This is a genomic window from Streptomyces sp. CNP082, assembly GCF_059570535.1.
Genome location: NZ_JCANSZ010000063.1, coordinates 17,647 through 39,752, shown reverse-complemented (window position 1 = coordinate 39,752; position 22,106 = coordinate 17,647). Strand labels below are relative to the sequence as shown.

The following is a 22,106-nucleotide window of genomic DNA, read 5'->3' as shown; positions in this document are numbered from 1 at the left end:
GGCCGCGTCAGCGGCAACCTCCGCAGACCACGCCGGTTTCACCGCGGCCTGCTCAACGCTATGTACCTCTCCGCGCTCTCCAGTCTTAAGGGCTGCCCAGCCTCCAAGGCGTACTACGCGCGCAAGAGAGCCGAGGGCAAGGGCCACAAGCAGGCGCTGCTGGCGCTCGCGCGCCGCCGCGTCAACGTCCTGTGGGCCATGATCCGCGACGGAGCGTGCTACGAAGCCACACCACCCGTCACGGCAGCGGCTTGACATCAGCATTGGGAAGCTCCTTCAGGTAGGACGGGTGCGGGTGGGCTTCGAGGTCGCATAGCCACTCCTCGGCGGCGAGAGTGCGGCGGTGGGCCGCGAGGCCGGCGTATTCCTCGGCGTTGGCGTGGTCCTTGGTGGTGCACTCCAGGATCCGCGGCGGCAGGGTGCCGCGCATCGCGGTGGTCAGCAGCGGCGGCGGGATCCTCAGCAACGGCGAACTCGTATCCGCCGAGGTTCTCGTCGTCCGTGCCCAGAAAGGCGTCGGCGGACCCCGGCACGCACGCCACGGCCTCGATTGGCCGGCATCGGCGCGCAGTCGACGACCGTCGCCGTGGAGCCGGTGACCTTCAGGCGGCAGACGAGGGCGCGGCCAGGGATCTCCCGGCCTCAGCCGAGCAGAGCCGCCACCGGCCCCCACCCGGACGCGGCGGGTACGCGCCCGGTCGGCGGAGCCGTGCCCGGGGGAGCCGTCGTGCCGTACGCTGGGAGACCTGCCGTTGACGTCAGGTGCAGGTCCTGCGCCGGTCCGGATCCGGCGGGAAATGGGGAACGCGCGCATGCGTATCGGAGAGGTCGCCCGGCGGTCCGGAGTGAGCGTCCGGGCGCTGCGCTACTACGAGGAGCAGGGCCTCCTGGCGCCCACCCGCACCCCCGGCGGCCAGCGCGAGTACGCCGACGACGCCGTCGACCGGGTCCGCTTCTTCCAGCAGCTCTACGCGGCCGGCCTGCCCAGCCGCCGCATCGCCGAGCTGCTTCCGTGCATCGACACCGGCACGACCACCGCCGAGCAGCGCGCCATGCTCGATGCCGAACGGGCCCGTATCCGCAGGCAGATCGACGAGTACACCGCGGCCCTCGCCCGCCTCGACGAGATCGTCACCGCCGCCGCAGACCGCCGCGCCTGATCGCCCTCCGGCACGGCTGAACCAACTCCGAAGAACTTCCGGAACGCGCCGCGCGCCGGGCCCCGTCCACCCGTTGCATGTGCATGCTCCTGTTCGCCAGAGATTTCTGACCCCACCCCTCCTGCGTCATCTGCCCCACACACAACACCAGTTGGCTCATGCACCTATCGCAACCGGCGATCCGAGCTACTGGGGGTGGGCCGACATGGGCCGCACACACGCAGGTGAGAAGGACGAGTCCGGGCTGAGCCGACGCGGGGTACTGGGGTGGGGCGCGGCGGCGCTCGCGACGGGAGTGGCGGCAGCCGGCGCCGGAACGGCGCACGGGGCGACACGCACTCCCGCCCTGGTGCCGTCGACCTCGGGCGGGATGGAAAACCCCTTCGGCCTGGGCGTCGCCTCGGGCGACCCCCTGCCCGACGCCGTTGTGCTCTGGACGCGTATCGCACCGAAGCCGCTCGACATGTTCGGCGGCATGCCGTGGCGCAAGGTCGCCGTGCAGTGGCAGGTCGCCACCGACGACCGGTTCCGCCAGGTCGTACGCGAGGGCACGGCCACCGCCCGGCCGGAGTACACCCACACCGTCCACGTCGACGCCCGCGGTCTGGAGCCCGGGCGGGAGTACTTCTACCGCTTCCGGACCGGCGCCGAGATCAGCCCGGTCGGCCGTACGAAGACGGCACCCGCTCCCGACCGCCGCCTCGACCGCCTGAACTTCGCCTTCGCCTCCTGCCAGGCGTGGCACGGCGGCTTCTACACCGCACACCGGCACCTGGCCGAGGAGGACATCGACCTGGTCGTCTTCCTCGGCGACTACATCTACGAGTCCGGGATCAACGCGACCGGCGGGGCGCGCAACGTCCCGGTCGACGAGCGCTTCATCGGCCAGGCCCGGACTCTCGACGACTACCGGAACCTCTACTCGATCTACAAGGCCGACCCCGACCTCCAGGCAGCGCACGCCCGCGCGCCGTGGCTCGTCACCCCCGACGACCACGAGGTCGTCAACGACTACGCGACGCTCCACGAGTGGTCGGGCATGAGCGAGACCGACTTCGCCACCCAGCGCGCCAATGCGTACCGCGCCTACTGGGAGCACATGCCGATGCGCCCCGACCGGGCGCCCATCGGCCCCGACATGGACCTCTACCGCCGGTTCGCCTTCGGCGACCTCGCCACCTTCTTCGTACTGGACGGCCGCCAGTACCGCTCGACCCACGCCTGCAACAACCACGGCACCGCCGTCATCGGCTGTGCGGAGCGGCTCGACCCGTCGCGCACCATGCTCGGCTTCGAGCAGGAGGGCTGGCTGCTCGACGGTCTCGGCAACTCGCCGTCGACCTGGAACGTACTCGCCAACCAGGTCGTGATGACGCGCTACAAGCAGAACGACGACGGCACCGCCTACCACCACGACCTGTGGGACGGCTACGCCCCGGCCCGCGACCGGCTGCTGCAGGGCATGGTCCAGCGCAACGTCAGCAACCCGATCGTCCTGACCGGCGACAACCACAACAACATGGCGGCCGACGTCCTCCTCGACGCGGAGGACCCGGCGTCGCCCGTGGTGGCGTCCGAGTTCCTCGGCACCTCCGTCTCGTCCGGCGGCAACGGCGCCGAGCAGACCGCGTTCGGCGAGACGCTGCTGCGGCTCAACCCGCAGATGGCGTTCACGAACTACCAGCGGGGCTACGTGCGCTGCGCGCTGGACCGCGAGACCTGGCGGTCCGACTACCGGATCGTCCCGTACGTCACCACGCAGGGCGCGCCGGTTTCCACGCGGGCCAGCTTCGTCGTCGAGAACGGCCGGCGCGGTCTCCAGACCGTCTGACCGGAACGAAGCCTGAAGCCCGAAGCCCGCAGTGGGAAGGAAGAGACACAGATGAGCGTCGTACCCACCATGTCCGCCAGGCGCCGCCTCCACGTGATCGGCGGTATCGCCGGGATCGCCGTGGTGATCGCCTCGACCGCGACCGCCCAGGCGGTCAGACCCGGCCAAGCCGCCGCGCAGGGCTCGGCGGCTGCGACCGTGACGGCATCCCCCAGCCTGATCGAGATGGGCCCCTGCCTGCGCGGATCCACCACGGTCAACGTAGCCAACGAGAACCAGGACCCGCTCTACGCAACGGTCTTCGTACGAGCCCCCGAAGGGGCGGAGACCTCCCTGGAGATGATCTCGACCTACCTCCCGCCGGGCTACGAGAAGCAGGTGGGCCTGAACCTCACGATGCCCGAAGGGACCGATCCCGGCCGCTACAAGCTCACGCTCGACCAGCCGCAGGCACGCCCGACAACGGTGCCGGTCCTGGTCACCGCCGAACCCGGGCAGGTCTGCCTCCGGGGAGACGACCTGCACGCGACCGCCACCAGCGCCCAGACGTCCGCGGCCAACGGCCCCGAGAAGGCCGTTGACGGCGACCCCGGCACCCTCTGGCACACCCAGTGGACCCCGGCGAAGGACGAGCTGCCGCAGTCGATCACCCTGGAGCTGAACGGCACGCACGACGTCAGCCAGCTCCGGTACCTGCCGAGAACCGACGGCAACTCGAACGGCCGCATCACCGAGTACGTCATCGAGGCGAGCACCGACGGCCAGACGTACACCGAGGTCGGCCGGGGCACGTGGGCCGCCGACGAGAACGAGCACGCGGCGGACATTGAGGCAGGGGGAGCCCGGTTCATCCGGCTGGTGGCCCTCGACGGATACGGGGGCTATGCCTCGGCCGCGGAGATCAACCTGGTCGCGACCCCGACCCGGTAAGGCTGCCGCCGGGCAGGCCGCCGCCGACCGCCGCGCCTGAACGCCAGCACCTGGCGCGGCGGTCCGGGGTGGGGGCCCGAACGCCAGCGTGACAAATGCGCGGCAACCTGCCTTCAAAACCGGGTCAAATCGCCCACGCGACCCGACTTTTGCTCAACGATACGCACCCAGACGGTGCCACCGGCTTCGCCGTCCTCGGGCCAGTGGCTGTGCTCGGGCGGCCCGAGGTCCAGGGGCCCCGCCTCCTGGAGGAACCGCGAGACGAGTACGGGCCGACGCCGGCACGTAGCCCTTCCAGGTCGCCCTACGTCACGACCTGCGACCGCTCCCGCCCCTGCCGGGCGGGACCGAAGTCCCCTCCAGGAACGCCGAAACCGCCTCGGTGAACGCCCCCGGCGCTGCGTCGTGGATCAGGTGGCCCACCGGGATGGTGACCACTCGCCCGCCGGGGATGCGGCGGGCGAGTTCGGCGATGCCGTCCTGCGGGACATGGCCGGGCGAGGGCGGGCACGACTGCGGTCCGCGCAACGAACCACCTGGGACTACGTCCTGGCGATCTCTTGCCTGAGCTGGAGCGTGAAGCGGCGTAGCAGTTGCAGCGTCTCCTTGTGTTCGGCTCTGCGGTCGTCTCTTCCTTCGCTGGGCCGGGAGTTCCAGACGCGACGCGCGAGAGCCTCGGCGAGCCTGGTGGTGTCGTCAGTGCACAGAAGGTAGAGGGCTGAGCGGGCCTCCTGCATCCGGCCAGCCAACTCGTTGGCTCCGGCGCCGTCGTCACTGAGCCGTGTGTCGCGCAGGTAGTCGATGAGCTGCGTCACGGCCGTGTTGAAGGCGACCCCGGCTTTCAGCTTCTGCTCGCGCAGCCACATGCGGTCCTGCCGGCGGGCGGTGAACCAAGAGCCGAACGCGACCCCTATGACGCCGATGGCGGCCCCCAAAGCCACAGACAGGATGTTCTCCACGCTCGGCTCCCCCCGACGCACAGGTGGCAGCAGGCTACCGAAGCCACGGAGGCACCCACTCGATCCGGGCTCCCCGCGCCGAGGCGTCCCGGATGCGCCTCGTCGGGACAGACTCGCGGTAACCCACGCTCGAAAGTATGTCAAATCGCCCACGTGGCCCGACTTTTGTCGAATGAGGCGTACCAGGCCCTTTCTTGACGCGGGCGCACACCCTATCCGAGTGGGGGCCCGGCCTGCCTCGGATCCGCCCCCGGGACCGGTCCCGGGCGATCTCGCCGACGATGACGGACCGTCCCCGAGACGCGCAGAAGGAGAACTCCCGTGACCCCGGTTCAAGTCGACTGGCTGTCCATCGTGTTCGGTCCCGTCGCGATCGTCCTGCTCCTGACCGCCTTCAGCGCGGCCCGTTCGGCGGCGCGGCGGGGTGAGCAGATGCCCGGCTGGGCCAAGGCCGTCCAGGGCGTGGGGGGTGTCCTCGTGCTGTGCGTGGCCGCGGCCAACATGGCGTGGGGCAGCTAGTGGTGTGGCCGCCTGCCTTCGCCGGGTCAGCGGTTGTCAGGGCCGTGACGTCCATCCCGGTCGCTGGGGTTGTGGTGGCCGAGCTTGTGTGGGTGCGCAGACTGACCGACCAGGAAGGACAGAAGCTGCAGAAGGGAATCCGCCGGGGCGGGCGGCTGCCCGTAGACGCAGCCTGACAACGCAGCCGGTGACGTTCCTGCGCACAGCGCTGTGTCAACTAGGAGTTGAGGAGACCCAGTAGCTGCTGGGTGGCTTGGAATCCAGAGCCTGCCGTCTGCAGGAATCGCTCGATGCGTGCCATTGCGCTGTCGCGTGCGCTCTCGTCGCCACTGTCGGGGTTCGTCATGGTCGACGACGTTTCAGTCGACGTAGACCGCGCGGCCGCGGAAGGCGGACGGCCCACTGGACTTGCCGCCGGGCGGCACCACTCACCCGTATTCGTTCTGGTCCGGCCTGAATGGCTGCTAGTCGCACGGAGCAGGGGCCTTGCGGGCGGCCGGGGCCTTCCGGTCCGCGGGTGGGGTGCGGTAGGCGCGGAGGGGGGCGTTGGTGGCGGCTATTGCCGCTATCACCGCCGTTGCCGCCAGGCCGCCCGTGACCAGGGAGGCCGTGGCCGAGGTGGCGGAGGCTATGAGGCCGCCGCGGAAATTGCCGAGTTCGGGGCCCGCTACGCCGATGACGTGTTCCACCGACGAGACCCGGCCCCGGTAGGCGTCCGGGGTTTCGAGCTGGACCAGGGCGCTGCGGGTGACGACCGAGACCGTGTCCGCTGCGCCCGCCACGGCGAGGCAGGTCAGGGCCAGCCAGAGGGGGCCGGCCAGGCCGAAGCAGGCGAGGGCCAGGCCCCAGACGGATGCTGCGGTCAGTTGGACCAGGCCGCCGCGGGGCCAGCGGGTGACCGTGCCGGAGAGCAGGCCCGCCGTGATGCCGCCGACGGCGACGGCGGAGAGGAACAGGCCCAGGGTCTGCGGGTTGCCGTCGAAGCGGACCTCGTTGACGAGGGGGAAGAGTGCGATGGGCATCGCGAGGAGGGTGGCGGACAGGTCGGTGGCCAGGGAGCCCCAGAGGGTGTGGCGGTGCAGGACGACGCGCCAGCCGCCGCGTTCGGCCCGGCGTCTGCCGTCCTTCGCCCGTACGCCCTCGGGGCGCATCGCCGGGAGTCGGAAGACCGTGGCCATCGCAACGGCGATCGCCGCGGCCTGGGTGGCGTACGCGGCGGCCACGTCCCAGCGGGCGATGATCAGGCCGGCCGCCGCCGGTCCTGCGAGCATCGCGACCTGGAAGGAGCCGGTGTTCAGGGCGATGCCCGCCGCCACCTGGTCGGCCGGCAGCAGGCGGACCGGGAAGGTGCGCCGGGCGGGGGCGCCGAGGGCGGAGAAGGCCGTGGCGAGAGCGACCAGGGCGAGGAGGAGGACGACGTTGCGGTTGTCCGCCAGGGCCTGGGCGCACAGCGCGCCGGCCGCCAGCAACTGGCCCGCGGTCGTGGCCCGTACGAGCGCGCGGCGGTCCACGGTGTCGGCCAGGGTGCCGCCGAGGAGGCCGAAGAGGATCATCGGCAGGCCCGTGGCCAGGCCGATGGCGCCCGTGCCGACGGGGCTGCCCGTCAGGTCCCAGACCTGGGCGAGTACGGCGACGAGGGTGATCTGGGCGCCGAGTTGGGAGGCCGCCGCGCCGATCCACTGGGCGCGGAACGCGGGGCTGCTGCGCAGCGGGCGGGTGTCGAGGAAGTGGACGCGCCGCCTCATCGGGGTGGCTCGGTGAGGCGGTCCTCGATCCGTTCGCGCATCGACCGGCGTGCCAGCAATTCCCGTACGTCGTTCACCACCGCGGTCATCGCGTACGGCAGCTCGCCGTTCAGCTCGGCGACCGCCGCGTGGGTCGCGCGCCACTCCGCCTCCAGGAACGGCACGAGCGCCCGGCCGCGTTCGGACAGGTCGATGCGCCGGGTACGGGCGTCGGGGCCCGGCTCGGAGGTGACCAGGTCCTCCTTGCGCATGGCGGCGACGGTCTGGCTGACCGCGGAGTGCGAGCGGTGCAGGGACTCGGCCAGTTCGCGGATGGTCAGCGGCCCGGTGTGGGCGAGCCGGATCAGCGGATACGCGAACCGGGGGCGTACGCCCTCGATGCCGCGGGCGGCGTAGACCCGCTCGATCTCGGTGTCGAGGGAGGCCAGCAGCGCGTGGAGGTCCTGCCACGGGTCGGGCAGCTTCGTGGGATCCGGAGATGTCACAGCGCTAATATAACAGCGCTGTGAGAATCCCTCCTCACAGGAGCGCTGCCGCTGCCGTCATCGCCCCGCCCGCCACCAGACACCCCACCGCCCACCGCATCCAGCGGTACTTGGCCGCCAGGATCGCCCCGAGGTCGTACGACTGCTCCAGCAGCCAGCGCCCCGGATCCCGCCCCGCCGCCACCACCGCAGCCGCCGCGTCGCACCGCCCGGCGCCCCGGCCGGTGCCGCGGTGGAGCGCGGTCGGCGACGGGCCCGCGTGCGCGGAGGGCCGCCGTCGCGTACGGGGCAGGGTGACGATGGTCAGCATCACGATCCCCGCGAGCCACAGCAGCACCCCGGCCACGCCCAACGGGCCCGAGCCGACGCCCGCGTGCGCCGCCGGGAAGGCGAGCGTGGGCAGGGCCACGCTGCTCGACAGCAGGACCGCCGCCTTCGTGTCGGCGCGCGCGATCTCCTCGCGGAGGGTGGTGAGCAGCCGCTCGGCGACGAACCGCGCGCCCGGTTCGGACAGCAGCGGGACGGCGGGCGGCACGGGCGGGGAGAGGTGCGGGGAGGCGGGCGGGGGGACGGGCCAGAAGGCGGGCGGTGGGGGCGGCGGCGGGCCAGTCGCGGGCGCGGGCCCTGCGTCCGCCGCGTGCGGTGGGCTCAGTGGTGGGGTGTCCGGGGCCGGCATCGTTCCGCCTCCCGTTTCGTCAGCCTGTCCTCAGGCTCGCGTCAGTCCGTCGTCTCCTGGTCGGCATCCGGCGACTCCTGCGCACCGCCGCCCGAGCTGCCCGAGTCGGCCGTGTCGCCCGAGCCGGCTGAGTCGGCCGAGTCGCTGCCCCCCGTCACCCAGTACGGCATCCGCCGCGGACCCCCGCCGTCGCCCGCCTGCTGCGGCAGCGAGTCGTACGCCACCCGGCGCGTGCCCTCCCGCAGGAACTCGACCACCACCATGGCCTGGTCGCCCAGCTCCCAGCGTTCGAGGAGCCCGCCGTCGATCAGCCGCGACATCAGCTCCATGCCGTCCTGGCGCTCCTCCTTCCGCTCCTTGCTGAACATCTGCCGGATCGCCGCTTGGTCCTCCGGGTTCCGCGCCATCATCTGCGCCATCACCGCGTCGTCGCCGCGCGACACCGCCCCCTGGAAGTCGTCGGCCCACTTGCGGATCAGCTTCCGCTTGTTGTCGTCCCTGAGGCCCTGCAGCTTGTGCTTGAGCTGTTCCAGGTCCGTCTGGTACCGCACCTGGCCGAGGCTCTTGCCGTGGTCCTGGATCAGCTTGTCCACGGAGATGGTCACGAACACGTCGAGGCCCAGCCCGAAGTGGCTGCCCAGGGGCGAGCCGCTCTGGCTCAGCGCCCGCAGCTCCGCGCGTACCGCGTCGCGGGCCTTCTCCACGTCGTTGATGGAGCAGTCGCGCGACACGTCGCGCAGCCGCTGCTCCAGTTCCGGCACGAGCAGCGCGGCGACATCGGTGACCTGGGACCGCGCCACGAGCTGCGGATCGTTCACCTGCCAGCGCACGTCCACCTTCGCGGGGAAGGTCCGGCCGTGCTCCTTCGCCGGCAGCTCCGCCGCGAACGACACGGTGTGCCAGCCGAGTTGCAGTTCGAAGGCGGTGTACGGGCGGGGGAACCACCAGCGCAGCAGGAACCCCACGCCGCCGTCGGGGTGCACGGTCCGCGCCGGCCGGCCGCGGTAGTAGAGCACGGTCGCGACCTGGGCGCTGGGGTGCTTGTACGGCCACTCCGGGCGGTACTCGCGCCGGAACGGGCCGGCCAACTGCTGGCTGGCCGCGGGCCGGTCGGGCGGTGTCTTCGACGCGGGGGCGGCGGGCGTCAGCCCCGTCCGCCAGCCGTTCCCGGTGCCCGGCGCGGCCGGGGGTACGGGCGCGGCCGGGGGTACGGGCGCGGGCGGGGGCAGGGGCGCGGGCACGGGGGCCTGCGGCGGCTGGGTGGTCATCGGATCCCTCGTTTCGTCCGGCGGGCCGGATCAGTCCGGTTGTACGGTCATGGCCGGCCGCCCCGCGATCGCCTCGCGCAGCCTGCCCACGGTGGCGTGCGCCACCGGTTCGTCCGGGTCGCGCTCCAGGCGGCGGACGAGGTTGCCCAGCCGCGCGGCGTCGTCCGCGCTGCTGATCACCCGCGGCAGGAAGTCGCACAGGACGTCCAGCAGGTGCGGGTCGTCGTCCGCCTCCCGGATCCAGTCGGCGATCGACTCCTGCAGCCCCTCCCGCGATCTGGCCGTGTCCAGCCCGCACCACACCAGGTCCGCCAGCATCCGGGTGTGCTGCGGGCTGCCGGCCAGCAGCGCGGCGGTGAGCGGCCAGCGGCCGTGGGCCCTCAGGGCGGGCACGTCCCTGAGCCCCCACAGGCCGGAGGTGCGCAGCGAGACCATGTTGTCCACGGTGATCAGCGCGAGGTTGCGGTGGCTGGTGCGCCGGTCGCCCATCCACGCGCCCAGCCGCCGCAGCACGGTCTCCGGCTCGGCGCCGGCCAGCAGCCGGGCCGCGCTGAGCGCGGCGTAGTCCAGCCCGATCCCCTCGTACAGCGTGCCGGCCATGCGGCCCAGCTCGTCGAGGGAGGCGGACACCGACTCCTCCGCGGTGCCGAAGCCGTGCACCAGGGCCGCCGTGGCGGCCCGCGCGTCGTCGTCCTGGCGCGCCCACCCCCGTACGGTGTGCCGCACGACCACGCGCACCGGGTCGCTCAGCGCCGCCGCCTCGGCGAGGACCGTCGCGGCGGCCATCTGCTGCTGGACGAACTCGTCGGACGCCAGCGGGAGCACGATCTCCTCCAGGGCGTACGCGAAGTCGAGCGTGCACAGCGCGCCCGCGGTGATCGCGGCGGGCACCCACACCACCGGCCGCTCGTCGGCGCACTGGGTACGGAGCCACTGGCACAGCGGGCCGCGTACGGTGTGGTGGTCCTCCCAGACGTGCGTGAGGACCGCCCGCGCGAGCGCGGTGCCCTGGAGCCGTACGTTGCGGGTGTCCAGCCGCCGGTCGTCGGCGAACGTGACGTAGCCGGTGAACAGCTCGGCCCGCGCCGCCGCGAGCCGCGCCCGGCCGTGGTCGGCGAAGAGCACCCGCCCCGGCTCCCGGCCGGGCTCCGCCGCCTGCGCGAACTCCCACGCCAACTGCTCCGCCGCCGAGGCGGCGACGCTGTACGGCGAGCCGTTGTAGACGGCCACGGCAGTACGGAACGCCGCCTGCCGCAGCGCGCCCGGGACCGCGTCCCGGCGGCGCGGCGCGGCCCGACCGGCGGCGGCGAACCACGCGCGCGCCTGCGCGTGGGCGAAGGTGCGCAGCTCGGCGAGGAGTTCGTCGTCGGAGGACTCCTCGCCGAGCCGCGCGACCAGCAGGCGGGCCAGCGACTCCACCTCGTGGGGCCGCAGCGGGTCGAGCCCGAGCGCCTGCGTGACGTCCGGCCGCCGCGCCAGGGCCAGCGCCTGCTCAAGCGGCTCCTCCTCGGCGTGGCCGAGGAGCGCGGCGAGGTGCCGGCGCAGCATGCCGTCGGCGGACGCGGTCTTGAAGAGGTGCCCGTAGCGCCCGCGGAGGAGTTCGTCGCCGGCGCCGTCGGTGCCGACGACGAGGATCGCGTACGCGCCGCGCCGGGCGAGGAGCGCGCCGAGCCGGTCGAGGTGCAGCTCGGCGGGGAGTTCGGCGGTCTCCCGGCGGTCCCGCTCGGGCCGGTCGCGCTCGTCGTCGGGGTGGCGGCGCGGGGCGACCGGGGCCTGGTCGGCGATCTCCACGAGGTAGCCGCGGCCCTCGGCGAGGTCGGACTCGGCGATCCGGTCGAGTTCGGTGCGCGGGTCCATCCGCTCGACCTGCCCGCGGGTGACCTCGTCGAGCAGGGAGAGCGCGGCGTAGCCGCGTCCGCTGCCCGGGTCGCCGCACAGGGCGATCAGCCGCTGCCGCTGGAGGAGTTCGCGCAGCTCGGGGTAGCCGGGCGGCTCCTCGAAGACGAGCCGCAGGCGCCGTAACTCGTCGCGGGGGACGGCGCCGGAGACCAGGCGCGGCAGGCCGGCGCGGGCGGAGGTGTAGTAGTGGTGGTCGCCGAGGTGGACGTCGCCGTGGCTGCTGTCGACGATGGCGTTGCGGCCGTGTACGTCCACGAAGTTGGCCCGCGCCTGGCGTACGGCGTCGTCCGCGCCGGCCTCGGCCGCCCGCTCCGCGAACGGGCCGGAGCGCGCCGCGCCGCGCAGCCGGCCGTCGTCGGAGGACGACCCGCCGGAGCCGCTGCCCCCGCCGCCGTCGCCGCGCCCCTGCCTGCCGCCGGAGCCGCCTGCGCCGCCGTCGCCGCCGCCCTGCCTGCCGCCGCCTGCGCCTGCGCCGCCCTGGCCGCCGCCTCCGCCCCGCCCCGGGCCGCCGCCGCTCCCGTTGCGCCCCGCGCCGGCACCGGCACCGGCGCCTCCGCCGCTGCTCCGCCCGCCCGAACCCGTCGAACCGCCGCCGTCACTCACCGCGTTCCGCCCCCTCCGTGCCGCCGTTCCGGCCGCCGGTGACGCGCACCCCGACGATGTCGCCGTGCACCTGAGCCCCGTCCACGATCTGGTTCTGGCCGTGGACGGTGATCTGGTACTTCGCCCCCGATGCCGTCTCCGACCCCGCCGCCGGCGCCTGCCCCGGCCGCCCCCCGGGCGCCGCGGTCGGGACAGGCTGCTCCGGCGGTACGGGCCGCTCCGGCGCCGCGGGCTGCTCAGGCCCCGCAGGCGGCCACGGCGGTGCGGTGCGGCGCGGTACGTGGAACCACGCGACCTCGTCCGTCTCCTTGGCCCGTACCGGAATCGGCCGGTAGTGCTCCGGCTCCACGAACCTGCCGCCCTCGGCGATCACCGAGCGGAACAGGACGTCGGAGGCCACGAAGACCACGTACACGTCGTCGTCCGCCGCCAGGATCGCCTTCGCCGGCTCGCTGTCGCACAGCCGGCACGCGAGGTCGACCGCCCGGCCCACCAGCCCCCTGCCGTCGTCGCCGACGGGCCCGCCGTGCATCGCGATCCGTAAGCGCAGCGGCTCGCTCAGCCCCTCGTTGTGCTCGCGCACCCCCTGGTGGACCTCTTCGAGCCAGAGCCCGACCAGCGCCGCCGGCGGCACCTCCGGCGCCAGCGCCGCGAGCACGCCGTCCCCGCGGTCCTCCAGGTGCACCCGGTCGGGGCCCACCCCCACGGCGGCGAAGGCGGCGTCGAAGACCTCGTACATCCCCTGGCGCGCCCGGAGTTTGCCCCGGTGGCCGAGGCGCCCCGAGCCCTTGATGTCCGCGCTGATTACCAGCCGGTGGACGGCCCCGTCCCCGCTCACGCTCACTCGGTCCCCCTCGGATGACGCTCCAACTGCCCTGCTGCGGTGCTGCGTTGCCGCTGTGTACTCAGGATGGCCCTGCCGGGCCCCGGTGTATGTAGCCGTTTACACAACCGGCCCCGCGGCATCGTCGCCGTCCCCGGCCAGCAGCCGCAGCGGCTCCGTGTCGACGACGACCAGCCGTCTGGTCGCCGTACGGACGATGCCCTGCTCGCGCAGCAGCCGCAGGGCCTTCGCGACGGCCTCGCGGGTCGAGCCCACGGAGGCGGCGAGGTCGTGCTGCGGCAGCGGCAGGTCGATGGTCACGCTGCCGTCGGCGTGCCGGCGCCCGGTGCGGGCGGCCAGCTCCAGGAGGCGTACGGACAGCCGTTGCAGCACGTTCTCCGAGGCCAGCGAGCGGCGTTCGCCGTCGGAGCTGCGCAGCCGGGAGCTGAGCTGCTTGAGCACCAGCGCGCTGACCGCGGGGCTGGCGCCGAGGAACCCGCGGAACCGGTCGCCGGGGATCACCACGGCGTCCACCGGTCCCAGCGCCGTCACGGTGGCGCTGCGCGGCCGGCGGTCGACGGCGGCCATCTCGCCGACCAGGTCCCCGGCGCCGCGCAGCGCGAGGATGAGCCGGTGGCCGCGCTCGGTGGCCGTGGACACGGCCGTCCAGCCGCGGAGGAGGGCGACGACGTAGGAGGTGGGGGCGCGTTCCGGCAGGAGCACGTCGCCGTGCGCGTAGCTCCGCGGTACGCCCAGCGCCAGCAGCGCCGCCCGCTCGTCCGGCCGTAACCCGTCGAGCAGGGGCCGTTCCCGTTCGATGAGACCCAAGCCGACCCCCCGAACCCCGACCAACCCGCCCCGAAACGACAGCACGTTAGGGAACGGGCAGGCGCGCGTCAATGCATGGGGTGGGGTCCGTGCCTGCTGCGGAAGGCGCCCGGCGGGACGCCCACCCGGCGGGTGAACAGCCGGGTGAAGTGCCCGGGGTCGGCGTAGCCGACGCGGCGGGCGATGGCGGCGACCTTGAGGTCCGTGGCGGCGAGCAGCTCCTTGGCCGTGTTCAGCCGGGTGCCGAGGACGAAGTCCTTCGGGCTGCACCCGGCCGTGTACTGGACCTCCTCGCGTAACTCGGCCAGCGGCAGCGACAGCCTGCGGGCGATCTCGGTTACGGAGACCGGCCGGTGGGCGGCGCCGGCGAGTTCCTCGACGACCGGCGGGGGCTGCGCGGGCCCGGTGGCGCGGGAGCGGCGCAGGGCGGCGAGGAGTTCGTGGAGTCCGGCGGCGGAGGTGGCGGCGTAGGCGGGCTCGGTCTCGTTGCAGACGGTGGCGAGCTTGCGGATCGTACGGTGCGCGGGGGCGCCCGTGGCGAGGGGGACGACGCCTTCGCCGGGGGCGGGGATGAGGCCGCGTCGGGCGCAGGCGGTCACGGCGGGGCCGGTGAAGCCGGCGAAGGCCGCCGTCCAGGCGGGGGTGTGGGGCCCGTAGCGGTGCGGGACGCCGGGCAGGAGCCACAGCAGCGCGGGCGCCGCCACGCGGACCCGCTCCCGGCCGTCCCGGGAGAACCAGCCGGCGCCCGCCAGCAGGACCAGCGCGAAGTGGCCCTGCACCACGCGCGGGCCCGTGTCGCACGGGGGCAGGTCCTGGACGCCGAGGGCCGTGCAGGCCACACCCGCCGACCGCTGTACCAGCGTCGGCACCGGACGCCGCCGCCACCGCTGCCGGCGCTCGGATCCCGGGACCCAGTCGGCGCCTTCGACGTCGAGCCGTGCAGCACTGCTCATGGCTCTCCCGTACGGACTCGGTGATCGGTTCCTGTAAGGGGAGAGCGCGAACGGGCCCGGCGGTCCCGCGATTTTACCGTTGCTTTACCAAGGTTTCCGGTGGCCGTTCGTCAGTAGCCGAAGGCGGGCCCCCGGTAGCGGAAGCGGAGTGAGGCGGTCGCCTCGTAGTTCGCCGTCGTGCCGATGTCCGGGGCGTGCGGCTGTCCTGCGGCTGCGGCGCGCCAGTCGTCGAGGCCGAGGAACTGCCCGGAGGAGTCCCGCTGGGTGAAGATGACCTTGTCCTCCCCTTCGAGGAAGTACTTCCAGTGGGCCGTGGGGGCGTCGGACTCGCAGGCGCCCTGCTGCTGGCTGACCGGGGCGCCGTCGGCATCGGTGCCGGAGTGGGTCAGGCACATGCCGGTCGCGTAGTTGCGGATCCGTACCTCCTGCACGGGCGGGAGGGAGACGAGCAGTTCCCACTGCTGGCTGCGGGCGCCGTCGCAGTCCGCCTCGTACGGCTGGGCGCCCGCGGCGGCGCCGATGTCCATGCACCGGCCGGTGGCGGCGACGGGCAGCGTGGTGCGGTCGTCGGCGGGCGGGGACCAGACGGGCGGGGGACCGGCGTCGGCGTCTGCGTCGCCGGCGGGCGGCTCGCCGGAGGCGGTGGGGCCGCGGTCGGGGCCGCCGTTGGCGTCGCGGGCGGAGTCGGAGCCGCCCGCGGTGCGGTCGGCGGAGGCGGTGGGCGGGGGGTCGTCCGGGGCGTGGTCCCCGTCCGCGGATCTGCTGCGCTCGGCGGTGGGGGTGGGGGCGGCGGTCGTCGCGGTGGGGGCGGGCGGTGGCGGCGGGGGGTCGCCGCCGCCGGGGAGGGTGGTGTAGCCGGTGACGGCGACGGCGAGGACGGCGGCCCCGACGGCGGCGGCTTTGACGGCGGCGGCGAGGCCGGTGGAGGTGGCGGAGGTGGCTCCGCCGGTGGCGGAGCCGACGGTGCTGGCGGTGCTGGCGGTGCTGGCGGTGCTGGCGGTGCCTGTGCTTGTGGCGCTGCCTGCGCCCGCGTACCCCGAACCCCCCGCCCCACCAGCCCCGTTCCCTCCTCCGCCCCCGTACGACGCCCCCGTCCACACCAGCAGGCCCGCCGGCAGCGCCGCGCTCAGCGAGCTGTTCAGCTCCCGCAGCTCCGCGCTCGTCCGCCGGCACCGCCGGCACACCGCCAAGTGGAGCTCCAGCCCCCGCTGATCGCGCCGCCGCCCCCCGCGCCGTACCGCCGCGGCCAGCAGCCCCGTGTAGTGCCGGCACTCCGCCGGCGCCCCGGCGTCCCCCGCGCGCTCCGCCAGATACGCCTCGCGCAGCCCCTCCCGCGCCCGCGCCGTGAGCGAGGCGACGCCGCTCGCCGTCAGGCCCAGCAGCGGCGCGATGCGGTCCGGCGACTCGCCCTCGACCGCCGAGTGCCACAGCGCCGTCTGCCACCGCTCCGGCAGGCTGCGGAACGCGCGCAGCACCAGGTTCGCGTCCTCGCGGCGCAGCGTCCCCTCCTCGCTGCTCTCCACCGTCGGCGTCCGTGTCAGCCAGCCCTCGAAGTCGGCCGACAGCTCGGTGCGCCGGGCGGTACGGGACCACGCCGCCGCCGTCCGCCGGACGGTCGTCAGCAGGTACGGCCGCCACGGTCCTTCCGGCCCGCCGCCGCCCCGCACGGCGCGCAGCGCGCCCGCGAACGCCTCCGACGCCAGGTCCTCGGCGGTGTGCGGGTCCCGCGTACAACTGCGCGCGTACGCCAGCACGGCGGCGCGGTGCCGCCGGTACAGCTCGTCGAGCGCCGCGTCGGCGGTGCCGGGGCGCCCGTCGCATATCAGGGCGGTCAGGTCGGCGTCGCCGGCGGCGGCGCCGGGCGCGGGAAGGGCGGTCGGGCCTTCGGACATGGCGCTCATTCCATGAGGGAGGTGAGGGCGAAAGAACGCTTGTCAGGGGAGAGCGGGCCGCGGGCGGCGCGTCCCGCGACGATGCGGATCCGTTATGCGGCCGGGGAGTTCGCCCGGCAAAAGTGCAAGTGCCCGCGGTGGCCGGGGCCTTGGTTCGCCATGTGACGTGTGTAATTTTACATGGCACCAAGCCTCGTGTGCATGACAGCCAGAGGCTCGCGGCTGTCCTGCACACGCGGAACGTACGCGAACTCGGAGGCCCTCTTGACAGCCAAACCCCCCATGCCGAGAACGAGGTTGTCCCTTCTGGTGGCCGCCCTGGTCATGTGTCTGGGGGCGGGGTACGCGCTGATCGCCCCCGCCGCCGGAGCAGCCACTGGAGCAACGGCCGGAGCCAACGCCGGTGCAACCGCCGGAACCACCGCCGCGCCGGGCCGCGCGCCCGCGGCGGCCACGCCGGCCCCCGCCCCGAAGCAGGCCACCCCCGCCGCCCTCGCCGCCGCCCTCGCGCCCGGCGACCCGGCGACGACGGCGGCCGAGCCGCGGGCGGACGCCACCCTCCTCCCGCCGCAGGAGGCCGCCGCCGACGCCACCGCGCGCAGGCTGGCCCGTACCGCGGAGGCCGGTGCTGAGACTGGTGCCGGGGTGGCCGGCTGCAACGTCAGCGACTTCGCCTCCAAGACCGGCAGCGCCCTGGTCGACCAGATCAAGGCATCGGAGACGGCCTGCATCAACACGCTCTTCTCCGTGACCGGCCCCGACGCGCGCGCCCTCTTCCAGGAGTCGCAGATGGTCACGGTGGCCAACGCCTACCGCGACACCGCCTCGTCGTACCAGGGCGACAACAGCGCGTCGATCACCCAGATCGTGCTGTACCTGCGCGCCGGCTACTACGTGCAGTACGGCGACCCCGACGGCGTAGGCGAGTACGGCCCGGCGCTCAAGACCGCCATCCAGGGCGGTCTGGACGCCTTCTTCGCCTCGCCCCGCGCGTACGACGTGACGGAGGCGAACGGCCAGACGCTCTCCGAGTCGGTCGTCCTGATCGACAGCGCGATGGAGAACCCCCGCTACCTGGAGGTCGTCAAGAAGCTGCTGACCGGCTACGACTCCTCGTACGACGAGTTCTGGTGGATGGTCAACGCCGTCAACAGCACGTACACCGTGATCTTCCGCGGCAACTGGATGCCGGAGTTCATCGACGCCGTGGCGGCCGACCAGAGCCTGCTCACCCTCCTGCGGGACTTCGCCACGAACCACATGGACCTCATCGGCACCGACAAGCAGTTCCTGACCACCAACGCCGGCCGCGAACTGGGCCGGTTCCTCCAGCACGACCAGCTCCGCGAAGCGGTCCGCCCGCTGGCCAAGGCATTGCTCGACGCCACCGCCCTCGACGACCCCGCCACGGCGGCGCTGTGGGTCGGCGTCGCGGAGATGACGGCTGCCTTCGACGCGGAGAACTGCGACTTCTTCGGCACGTGCAACCTCCAGGAGCGCGTACGCGAGGCGGTGCTGCCGGTGACGCACACGTGCGCCGACACCCTGGAGATCGTGGCGCAGGAGCTGACCGACGAGGAGCTTGCGCAGTCCTGCACGAGCATGCTGGGGCAGGACGAGTTCTTCCACGGCGTGGCCAAGGACAACGGCCCCGTCGCGGACGACCACAACACCAAGCTGGAGGTCGTCGCCTTCGACTCCAGCCTCGACTACCAGACGTACGCCGGCGTCATCTTCGGCATCGACACCAACAACGGCGGCATGTACCTGGAGGGCGACCCGGCCCAGGAGGGCAACCTGCCGCGGTTCATCGCCTACCGGGCGGAGTGGGCGGAGGACTTCGAGATCTGGAACCTCAACCACGAGTACACGCACTACCTCGACGGCCGCTTCAACATGTACGGCGACTTCGAGGAGAACATGCAGACCCCGACGGTGATGTGGGTCGAGGGCTTCGCGGAGTACGTGTCGTACGCGTACCGCGACCTGCCCAACGAGGACGCGATCGCCGAGGCGGCGAACAACACGTACGCCCTGAGCACGCTCTTCGACACCACGTACGAGAACACCAACACCACCCGCACCTACCAGTGGGGCTATCTGGCGGTGCGCTACCTCCTGCAGTCGCACCCGGATGACGTGGCCACGCTGCTGGGGCACTACCGCACGGGCGACTGGGAGGCGGCGCGGGCGCTGCTGACGGGCACGATAGGCAACCGCTATGACGCGGACTTCGCGGAGTGGCTGAGCAGGTGCGCGACGGGCGACTGCGGAGGGGGTGCGGCGGGGTAGACCGGGGGCCCTCGGGGAGTCCCGGGAGCCCCGGATAAGTCCCGGGGAGCCCTCGGGGGAGCCTCCGGGGCAGACAGGGAGCGATGTGGCGCGATCCGGTGCCCTGCCCGCGGTTGACGGGCGGGGCACTGGTGTTGCGGGTACGGGGGCGGACTTCCGCCCGGCCCTCGCCGCGCCCGGCCCACCGCTCTCCGGGCGGTTGGGTGCGTCTCGTTGGGCAAAAGGCGGGCCGTGTGGGCGATTTGGCCTGATTTCGGGGCCGGGTTGCCGCGCATTTGTCACGGTGGCGTTCACCGGGCCGGGTTGCCGCCCCCCGCTGCTGTGGTCAACCGGCGTTGTCGGTGGGGGCGCATACCCTTGGGTGGGTGTGAGGGGGGCGTGGGGTGGGGCGCCCGCTTACCGTCTTGAGCCGCGCAAGCGTTGGTCCACCGTCACCGCCGTCAGGATCAGCATCCCCTCGATCGCCTGCTTGTACGTCGGGTTCCATCCCAGCAGGTTGAAGCCGTTCGAGATCAGGCCCAGCAGCAGCACCCCGATCAGCGTGCGCCATATCGCCCCCTCGCCCCCGAGGATGCTCGTGCCGCCGATGATGACCGCCGCGATCGCCGTCAGCTCCAGCAGCGTGCCCATGTCGGCCTGCGCCGAGCCGCTGCGTGTCGCCATCACCAGCCCCGCCAGCCCCGCGCACGTCCCGCTCAGCGCCAGGGTGACCACCCGTACGACGTCCGTCCTGACCCCCGACAGGCGCGCCGCTTCCGGGTTGCCGCCGATGGCGTAGATGCTGCGGCCCAGCGTCGTACGGGACTGCAGGAGCCAGCACACCGCCGCCACCCCGAGCAGCAGCAGCGAGGGCGCCGTCACGTCGGCGAGGACCGTGGGGCTGCTCAACTCCGCGAAGGAGTCGAGCTGGTCGGTGTGCGGGTAGACGATCGCGCCGCCGGTGAGGATCACGGCCAGGCCGCGGTAGACGATGCTCAGCGCCAGTGTCGCGATGAACGAGTGCACCCGGGACGCCACCGTGACCAGCCCCGTCGCCGTGCCCATCAGCGTGCCCGTCGCCACCGCCGCCGCGTAGCCCGCCGGGACGCCCGCGGCGCGCGTGGTCTCCACGGCGACGATCGCGCTGACCGCGAGGACCGCGCTCACCGACAGGTCGAACATCCCGCACGTGATGCAGAGCGTCAGCCCGCACGCCAACAGGCCGATCACCACCGCCTGGTCGAGGACGTTCACGAGGTTGCCGGAGGTCAGGAACGTGTCCGTCGAGAAGGAGAGGGCCGTGGCCAGCAGCAGCGGGGCGGCCACGATCCCGTAGTCGCGGATCTCCAGCCCGCCGCGGGTGCCTGCCGCAATGGTCCCGCCGGTCCTCTCAGCCCCGCCGGTCCTGTCAGCCCCGTCAGTCCCGCCGGTCCTGCACTTCGCCCCGTCCTGCCCCGTCGAGCCCCCGACCCCGTCGCTCATCCCAGGCCCGCCAGCCCCAGTACGTCCCTCGCCCCCGCCGTCCCCCGCGCAAACTCCCCCGCCACCCGCCCCTCCCGCATCACCAGCACCCGGTGTGCCAGCCCCAGCACCTCCTCCACGTCCGACGACGCGACGAGCACCGCCACCCCCTCCGCCGCCAACTCGGCCAGCAGCTCGTGGATCTGCGTGCGCGCCGCCACGTCCACGCCGCGCGTCGGCTCGTCCGCCAGCAGCAGCCGCGGGCGGCGGATCAGCCACTTCCCGAACAGCGACTTCTGCTGGTTGCCCCCCGACAGCGTCCACGCCGGGCGGCCCAGGCCCGCGCCGCGGATGACCAGCCGGTCCGCCGCGGCGCCCGTTGTACGGCGTTCCGCGTCCCGGCGTACGAAGCCCAGCCGGCGCCGGTCCGCCAGGCTGGCCAGCGCCAGGTTCTCGGTGGTGGACCGGACGAGCACCAGCCCCTGTTCCGCGCGCGACGCCGGGATCAGGCCCGCGCCCAGTGCCATCGCGCCGGCGACGCCCGTGACCCGGCGGCCCGCGACGGTCACCTCGCCGCCGTCGCGGCGGTCCGCGCCGAACACCGCCCGCAGCGTCTCCGTACGGCCGCTGCCCGCCAGCCCCGCCAGCCCGACGATCTCGCCCGCCCGCACCTCAAGGCTCACGTCCCGCACCGTCCGCCCCCGCGACAGCCCCCGTACGGCGAGCACCACCGGCGCGTCCGGACGCACCGGCGCCGGCTCGGGGTACAGCGTCGCGACCGGTGTCCCCACCATGGCGTGCAGCAGGTCCCGGGGCGTCGTCCCGGCCGCGGGCACCGTCGTCACGCGCCGCCCGTCGCGCAGCACCGTGACCGTGTCGCAGGTGGCGAGCACCTCGTCCAGGCGGTGCGAGATGAGCACGAAGGCGATGCCGGAGTCCGTCGCCAGCCGCCGTACGGTGGCGAGCAGCCGGGCGGCGTCGGCCTCGGCGAGTGCGGCGGTGGGCTCGTCGAGGACGACGACGCGCGCGTCGTGCGCGAGGGCGCGGAGGAACTCGACCCGCTGGCGGGCGGGGAAGGGCAGATCGCCCACGCGGGCGTACGGATCCGGGGCGTCGACGGCCTCCGGGCTGAGCGTGTCCGGGCAGTTCGCGTTGCTGAGCGCGTTCAGGCTGAGCGCATCCCGGCAGTGCGTGTCCGGGCTGAGCGTGTCCCGGCAGTGCGTGTCCGGGCTGAGCGTGTCCAGGCTGTCCGGGGCTCCGGTGTACGGGCCCTCCGTGTACGGGCCGACGGCCTCCGGGACGTCCGCGTACCCGCCCGCGGTGCCTGCACCCCCGCCCCGCCACCCCGCCCGCGCCACCAGCTCCCCGTACCGCCGCCTCTCCGCCGCCCCGTCCCGCAACCCGCGCCGACCCCCGCGCCACCGACCGCCGCCCGACCCGGACCCCGTCCCCGACCCCGTCCCCGACCCCAGCAGTACGTTGTCCAGCACGCTCAGCCCCGGCACCACCGCCCCCTCCTGCGTGACCAGCACGATCCCCGCCCCCAGCGCGTCCCGCGGGCTGCGCAGCCGCAGCTCCCGCCCGTCCACCAGGACCCGCCCCCGGTCCGCCCGCGCCGCCCCGCACAGCACCCGGGCCAGCGTGCTCTTGCCCGCCCCGTTCTCGCCCACGAGCCCGACCACCCGGCCCGCGGGCAGGCTCAGCGAGACCCCGTCCAGGACGGGGATCCCGCCGTAAGCCTTGCCGATCCGGTCGAGCGCGACGTGCATGCCGCCTGCGTGCCCCCTGCCTGCCCGCGCGTGA

19 protein-coding genes and 1 pseudogene are annotated in these 22,106 nt (G+C 73.7%); 6 read left to right on the top strand and 14 right to left on the bottom strand.

The window, feature by feature from the left end; genetic code table 11:
- Positions 1-255, top strand: a pseudogene (locus B124_RS32100) (IS110 family transposase); the annotation flags it as partial.
- Here B124_RS32100 and B124_RS32095 read toward each other — a convergent pair.
- Positions 239-466: a hypothetical protein gene (locus tag B124_RS32095; RefSeq protein ID WP_496506530.1), complete on the bottom strand. Its 228-nt coding sequence runs from the start codon at positions 464-466 to the stop codon at positions 239-241. The pseudogene B124_RS32100 and the gene B124_RS32095 sit on opposite strands and share 17 nt — an antisense overlap.
- Before the next feature lie 346 nt (positions 467-812).
- Here B124_RS32095 and B124_RS32090 point away from each other — a divergent pair, with 346 nt between their 5' ends.
- The 3 genes from B124_RS32090 to B124_RS32080 all read left to right on the top strand — a co-directional run bounded on the left by B124_RS32090 (position 813) and on the right by B124_RS32080 (position 3,921).
- The gene (locus B124_RS32090; RefSeq protein ID WP_496506529.1) at positions 813-1,160 is read left to right on the top strand and encodes a MerR family transcriptional regulator; all 348 of its coding nucleotides are present in this window, start codon (positions 813-815) and stop codon (positions 1,158-1,160) included.
- A gap of 205 nt (positions 1,161-1,365) precedes the next feature.
- Complete coding sequence (locus B124_RS32085; RefSeq protein WP_496506528.1) at positions 1,366-2,991, top strand: alkaline phosphatase D family protein; 1,626 nt, start codon at positions 1,366-1,368, stop codon at positions 2,989-2,991.
- 51 nt (positions 2,992-3,042) lie between these two features.
- Positions 3,043-3,921: a discoidin domain-containing protein gene (locus B124_RS32080; RefSeq protein ID WP_496506527.1), complete on the top strand. Its 879-nt coding sequence runs from the start codon at positions 3,043-3,045 to the stop codon at positions 3,919-3,921.
- A 309-nt stretch (positions 3,922-4,230) separates the two neighbouring features.
- On the opposite strand, the gene B124_RS32075 is transcribed toward B124_RS32080, so the two are convergent.
- Both B124_RS32075 and B124_RS32070 read right to left on the bottom strand, forming a co-directional pair.
- Positions 4,231-4,449 (bottom strand): alpha/beta fold hydrolase, encoded by a 219-nt coding sequence (locus B124_RS32075; RefSeq protein WP_496506526.1) that lies wholly within the window; start codon positions 4,447-4,449, stop codon positions 4,231-4,233.
- Between the two features lie 14 nt (positions 4,450-4,463).
- Positions 4,464-4,880, bottom strand: coding sequence for a hypothetical protein (locus B124_RS32070; protein WP_496506525.1), 417 nt, complete (start codon positions 4,878-4,880; stop codon positions 4,464-4,466).
- A 321-nt stretch (positions 4,881-5,201) separates the two neighbouring features.
- On the opposite strand from B124_RS32070, the gene B124_RS32065 reads away from it, so the two are divergent.
- Positions 5,202-5,399 (top strand): hypothetical protein, encoded by a 198-nt coding sequence (locus B124_RS32065; protein ID WP_496506524.1) that lies wholly within the window; start codon positions 5,202-5,204, stop codon positions 5,397-5,399.
- A gap of 464 nt (positions 5,400-5,863) precedes the next feature.
- Here B124_RS32065 and B124_RS32060 read toward each other — a convergent pair whose 3' ends face one another.
- From B124_RS32060 to B124_RS32020, 9 genes are all read right to left on the bottom strand, one after another.
- Entirely contained in the window at positions 5,864-7,144 is a 1,281-nt protein-coding gene (locus B124_RS32060) for an MFS transporter (protein ID WP_496506523.1), read from the bottom strand.
- On the bottom strand, positions 7,141-7,629 hold the full coding sequence (locus tag B124_RS32055) for a MarR family winged helix-turn-helix transcriptional regulator (protein WP_496506522.1): 489 nt from the start codon (positions 7,627-7,629) through the stop codon (positions 7,141-7,143). Before B124_RS32055 ends, B124_RS32060 begins: the two co-directional genes overlap by 4 nt.
- 34 nt (positions 7,630-7,663) lie before the next feature.
- Positions 7,664-8,305 carry a Pycsar system effector family protein gene (locus tag B124_RS32050; RefSeq protein WP_496506521.1) on the bottom strand — a complete coding sequence of 214 codons (642 nt, stop codon included), beginning with the start codon at positions 8,303-8,305 and terminating at the stop codon, positions 7,664-7,666.
- 41 nt (positions 8,306-8,346) lie between these two features.
- On the bottom strand, positions 8,347-9,573 hold the full coding sequence (locus B124_RS32045; protein WP_496506520.1) for a hypothetical protein: 1,227 nt from the start codon (positions 9,571-9,573) through the stop codon (positions 8,347-8,349).
- A gap of 30 nt (positions 9,574-9,603) precedes the next feature.
- Positions 9,604-12,075, bottom strand: a complete 2,472-nt coding sequence (locus B124_RS32040) for a hypothetical protein (protein ID WP_496506519.1) — start codon at positions 12,073-12,075, stop codon at positions 9,604-9,606.
- Positions 12,068-12,919 (bottom strand): nucleotidyl cyclase domain-containing protein, encoded by an 852-nt coding sequence (locus B124_RS32035; RefSeq protein ID WP_496506518.1) that lies wholly within the window; start codon positions 12,917-12,919, stop codon positions 12,068-12,070. Before B124_RS32035 ends, B124_RS32040 begins: the two co-directional genes overlap by 8 nt.
- A gap of 99 nt (positions 12,920-13,018) precedes the next feature.
- Complete coding sequence (locus B124_RS32030; RefSeq protein WP_496506517.1) at positions 13,019-13,726, bottom strand: Crp/Fnr family transcriptional regulator; 708 nt, start codon at positions 13,724-13,726, stop codon at positions 13,019-13,021.
- Between the two features lie 68 nt (positions 13,727-13,794).
- On the bottom strand, positions 13,795-14,679 hold the full coding sequence (locus tag B124_RS32025; RefSeq protein WP_496506516.1) for a helix-turn-helix transcriptional regulator: 885 nt from the start codon (positions 14,677-14,679) through the stop codon (positions 13,795-13,797).
- A gap of 110 nt (positions 14,680-14,789) precedes the next feature.
- Positions 14,790-16,571, bottom strand: a complete 1,782-nt coding sequence (locus B124_RS32020; protein ID WP_496506515.1) for a sigma-70 family RNA polymerase sigma factor — start codon at positions 16,569-16,571, stop codon at positions 14,790-14,792.
- A gap of 324 nt (positions 16,572-16,895) precedes the next feature.
- On the opposite strand from B124_RS32020, the gene B124_RS32015 reads away from it, so the two are divergent.
- A complete protein-coding gene (locus tag B124_RS32015; RefSeq protein WP_496506531.1) occupies positions 16,896-18,863 on the top strand; it encodes a collagenase in 1,968 nt (655 codons plus the stop codon).
- A gap of 396 nt (positions 18,864-19,259) precedes the next feature.
- Here the strand turns inward: B124_RS32015 and B124_RS32010 are convergent, their stop codons facing one another.
- Together B124_RS32010 and B124_RS32005 are read right to left on the bottom strand one after the other, a co-directional pair.
- On the bottom strand, positions 19,260-20,324 hold the full coding sequence (locus B124_RS32010) for an ABC transporter permease (RefSeq protein ID WP_496506514.1): 1,065 nt from the start codon (positions 20,322-20,324) through the stop codon (positions 19,260-19,262).
- Positions 20,321-22,072, bottom strand: coding sequence for a sugar ABC transporter ATP-binding protein (locus tag B124_RS32005; protein ID WP_496506513.1), 1,752 nt, complete (start codon positions 22,070-22,072; stop codon positions 20,321-20,323). Before B124_RS32005 ends, B124_RS32010 begins: the two co-directional genes overlap by 4 nt.
- Between the last annotated feature and the right edge of the window lie 34 nt (positions 22,073-22,106).